This is a genomic window from Pedobacter sp. 01N416 (genome assembly GCF_056399685.1).
In genome coordinates this window covers 1-3,317 of record NZ_JBFTRT010000560.1, presented here as the reverse complement: position 1 = coordinate 3,317, position 3,317 = coordinate 1, and the positions used below count along the sequence as shown (strand labels likewise).

The 3,317-nt window shown below is 37.7% G+C and carries 4 protein-coding genes; 2 read left to right on the top strand and 2 right to left on the bottom strand.

Annotated features, from left to right (window positions below):
- A partial coding sequence (gene mnmA / locus AC1DND_RS23575; protein ID WP_477585024.1) for a tRNA 2-thiouridine(34) synthase MnmA occupies positions 1–1,090 on the top strand: 1,090 nt, incomplete at its 5' end.
- A gap of 369 nt (positions 1,091–1,459) precedes the next feature.
- Here mnmA and AC1DND_RS23570 read toward each other — a convergent pair.
- Positions 1,460–1,774, bottom strand: a complete 315-nt coding sequence (locus AC1DND_RS23570) for a hypothetical protein (RefSeq protein WP_477585023.1) — start codon at positions 1,772–1,774, stop codon at positions 1,460–1,462.
- A gap of 293 nt (positions 1,775–2,067) precedes the next feature.
- On the opposite strand from AC1DND_RS23570, the gene AC1DND_RS23565 reads away from it, so the two are divergent.
- Entirely contained in the window at positions 2,068–2,430 is a 363-nt protein-coding gene (locus AC1DND_RS23565) for a response regulator transcription factor (RefSeq protein ID WP_477585022.1), read from the top strand.
- 129 nt (positions 2,431–2,559) lie between these two features.
- On the opposite strand, the gene AC1DND_RS23560 is transcribed toward AC1DND_RS23565, so the two are convergent.
- Positions 2,560–3,156 carry an FMN-dependent NADH-azoreductase gene (locus tag AC1DND_RS23560; protein ID WP_477585021.1) on the bottom strand — a complete coding sequence of 199 codons (597 nt, stop codon included), beginning with the start codon at positions 3,154–3,156 and terminating at the stop codon, positions 2,560–2,562.
- Positions 3,157–3,317 lie beyond the last annotated feature (161 nt).

Here is a 3,317-nt window from a genome sequence, read left to right as displayed (position 1 = left end):
GAGTAAACACGGTAGAATTCTGGTTGCCATGAGTGGCGGGGTTGATAGTTCGGTAGCGGCTGTAATGTTGCATGAGCAGGGTTATGAGGTTATTGGCTTAACCATGAAGACCTGGGATTATGCTACTTCTGGCGGTAGCAGTAAAGAAACTGGCTGTTGCTCATTAGATAGTATCAACGATGCCCGTACACTTGCCGTAAACTATGGCTTTCCCCATTATATCCTTGATATCAGGGATGAATTTGGCGATTATGTRATCGATAATTTTGTTGATGAATACCTTGCCGGAAGAACCCCAAATCCATGTGTTTTGTGCAATACACACATTAAATGGGAAGCACTTTTAAAACGTGCCAATAAACTCGATTGCGAATTTATCGCAACAGGGCACTATGCCAATATCCGCCAGCAAGACAGCGGCCGTTATGTAATTTCAAAAGGAAAAGACGAAAACAAGGATCAATCTTATGTACTGTGGGGCGTTTCGCAAGAAAATCTTTCGCGTACTAAATTCCCATTGGGCAGTTTTGCAAAATCTGAAATCAGACAAATGGCTTTGGATATGGGACAGKAAGAACTGGCAAAAAAATCGGAGAGTTACGAAATCTGTTTTGTTCCGGATAACGATTACAGGGCTTTCCTAAAACATAAAGTAGAAGATTTAGAAGATAGAGTAGCCGGCGGAAATTTCATTTTAAGTAATGGAATGGTTGTTGGGCAACATAAAGGTTATCCTTTTTACACCATTGGCCAACGTAAAGGTTTAGGCGTTGCCTTTGGCGAGCCCATGTTTGTAACGCAGATCCTGCCAGAAAGTAATACGGTAGTTTTGGGTAAAGCTGATGAGCTTGAACGCCGCGAAGCCATGGTACGTAACATTAACCTGATAAAATATGCAAGCATTGAAGAACCAATGAATGATGTGATTACCAAAATCCGCTACAAAGATACGGGTATGCTAAGTACAATTGTTCAGGAAAAAGATAAAATGCGTGTGGTGTTCGATCACAATGTTTCAGCAATTGCACCAGGACAATCGGCGGTATTTTACGAAGGAAATGATTTATTGGGCGGAGGATTTTTAGTTTAATCGCTGAGATCCATTTACGACCATAGAAAACGAAAGAGGTTTATCATAAAGGCAATTTCAGCTCAGATGATGTCATGTTGAGCCTGTCGAAACACCTTAAAGAGTATTTAAATAGGTCCTTCGACAGGCTCAGGATGACAAATCTATATTTATGACACAACCTCTTTTTGTTTGAATTTTATTAGGCTATAGTCGAGAAATCGTCATGCTGATTCGATAGCTATCGGATTTATTTCAACATCTTTCATGCCATCTATTTATTTTAGACTTCTATAATCTATCCATCATAAAAGTAAGTTTATCGAATTAAGATTCCCGCTTAGGCGAGAATGACGACCGCCATAAAATATCACGATAGAAGTCTTTTTTTTATTCACTTCCTTTAAAAACATTAAGAGAAGCTGTTTTCCAGTGGATGTAACCTAAATTACCGCAGGTTTGGGCTACAAAGTTTTCTACATCCTCAGGCACGTCGTTAACAACACGCCATCTTATTTTATATTTGGGGTTATAACTTATATACACCACTAAATCATCACTACGTTGCCCAATGGCCTGTAAATGCTGCAAATGAATGTCCTGCAGATCTGCAGCAGCAATCCTCAGTCTTTCATTCATGATTTTACCTAATGAAAGATCTGGTCTAAAATCTGTTTCGAATATGGCTAAAACGGTAACGGTCATAGAAAAAATAAATATATCAGCAAACAAACCAAGCAAGAAGCTTTTTGTTTAAAATCATCAATTAAATACATCGGATTATCTTTATGATATCTCCTGTATTCTGTCTCTTCAAAAGCAAATCTATACTAAAAAAATTAGTATCAAAATTTATTTTTGTATTTTTTTTAGTCAGCACAAAAATTATAGAAATGCATGACACGGCGTACCAAAAGGTTAATAACTCCAGTATTGTGCATAACTATCTTAAACATCTGATAGCTAGACTAGTTATCTATATAATAAAAATAGAGCTTATGAAAAAGTGCATCTATGTAGTAGAAGACAATCCGAGTATTAGAGAAATCATCGAATTTTTATTGATCGAAGAACTTTACGAAGTAAAGACCTGCCCTAACACCAACGATTTTTGGTTTCAAATGAGTAAACACCGGCCAGATATGGTAATTCTTGATATTATGTTGCCTGATGGAAATGGTCTGGATATCTGTAATACGCTAAAGCGAAATATTAAAACACATGATATTCCGGTAATGATGATGTCGGCTAACAACCATTTGAACGCAGTTAAGGCTAAATGTGATGCGGAAGATTTCATCAACAAACCTTTCGATCTGAACGATTTTGTTAATAGAGTAGATAAATATTTGCTTAATTAAAGGAAATCGTCATTGCGAAGCCAATTTTTCATTGGATGAAGCAATCTTGTACCAGGCAGTATGAAAGATTGCTTTCCCGAAAAGTCGGGACAGGCTGTCGTTCCTCCTCGCAATGACGAATTAACCCCCTTAAAGTATTATACTTTCAACTGCTTTACCCAGCGCTACATCTTTTATAGTAGGCATGCTTAAGCCTTCGGCCCTGAATGCTGTAATGTCAACCATGCCCATAAAGCCTAAAACAGATCTTAAATATGATTCTGTAAAGTCGTAAGGCTTCATTGGTCCCTCCGAATACACGCCGCCAGACGAAATGGCCAGATATACTTTTTTGTTTTTTACCAAACCTTCGGGGCCTTTTTCTGAGTAGCTGAAGGTTTGACCGGCACGTGCAATATGATCGATCCATGCTTTTAAAGTAGAAGGAATACCGAAATTATACAACGGCGCACCAATTACAATCACATCAGCATCTTTAAGTTCGGCAATGGCCTCATTTGAATGTCTTATTGCTTCCGAAAATTCTGCCGTGTGATTTTCTTGCGGTGTAAAAAAAGAATTGATGTGTACCTCTTCCAAATGTGGAAATGGGGTATTGGTAAGATCATGTGTAGTTAAAGTGCTTCCCGGATTTGCAGCCTGTAATTTYTCAACAATCGCATTTCCCAATTTAATACTGAATGATGCTTCGCCTCTCGGGCTTGATATAAGATGTAATATTTTCATTTTTTTTGCCTTTTTATGTCTGGCAAAATTATAGATACGAAGTATCAAAAAGCTACTACTATACCAGAGGATAGTGCTATCCTTTGGTATAGTTGCTACTTCATCTCAATAAAAAAGGAGCTTATTTAACTAATAAGCTCCTTCAACAAAAACATTAATAC